We start from the raw sequence: 652 nt of genomic DNA on the forward strand, positions 1-652 counted from the left end.
TATGTCTCGTCCTGAAATAGGTTTACACAATTGTAAACAAAATGGAGAGATATTCAAAAACCCACAAGAGTAAATGGCAGAGCCAGTATAGCGAGGAATTCAAGCTGAAGGTCTGTAACGAGTACATCAATGGCAATGATGGCATACGTTTTCTGGAGAAGAAGCACGGACTTGGCAATTCTAGGTTGACCACTTGGCTGAAGTTATATGGCCTGGGGATTAGAAAAACCATTTACCTACCTTTAGATATAATGACCGCAAAGAAAAAACCAGTTGGCAACTCCAATGAGGCACTTAGCCTAAAGCTCTTGCGTAAGCAGTTTGAGGATGCGCTGTTGGAAAAGGAACTATACAGGAGGATGGTTGAGGTTGCCGAGAGGGAACTTCACATAGACATCAAAAAAAAGTCAGGTACCAAGTGATCCTTGAGATGAAGAACAGCCTGCCCGGCATAAGTGTCGATCATTGCTGCTGCTTGCTTGGTGTGACCCGTCAGTCCTATTACAAACATTTTCGAGGTCAGGGCTCGGCCCATTCCATGGAAAGGTTGGTGCTGATGGAAATATCCGTGCTTCGTTCCAGCCACCCTGAGATGGGCGGGAGGAAGCTTTATGAGATGTTACGGCCATTTTTTATGGAGCACGGCATCAAG

General features: G+C 45.4%; 1 protein-coding gene and 1 pseudogene. Both read left to right on the forward strand.

Annotated elements, in window-relative coordinates; all coding sequences use genetic code 11:
• Window positions 1-41 precede the first annotated feature (41 nt).
• Window positions 42-422 carry a hypothetical protein gene (locus D7004_RS14365; protein ID WP_123206550.1) on the forward strand — a complete coding sequence of 127 codons (381 nt, stop codon included), beginning with the start codon at window positions 42-44 and terminating at the stop codon, window positions 420-422.
• An 8-nt stretch (window positions 423-430) separates the two neighbouring features.
• Window positions 431-652, forward strand: a pseudogene (locus D7004_RS20855) (hypothetical protein); the annotation flags it as partial.

Source organism: Pedobacter jejuensis (assembly GCF_003725795.1).
Taxonomy (GTDB): Bacteria; Bacteroidota; Bacteroidia; order Sphingobacteriales; family Sphingobacteriaceae; genus Pedobacter; species Pedobacter jejuensis.

Bases quoted from the DNA above. Each gene is read 5' to 3' on its own strand.
- D7004_RS14365 (WP_123206550.1), top strand. From the start codon at position 42: ATGGAGAGATATTCAAAAACCCACAAGAGTAAATGGCAGAGCCAGTAT.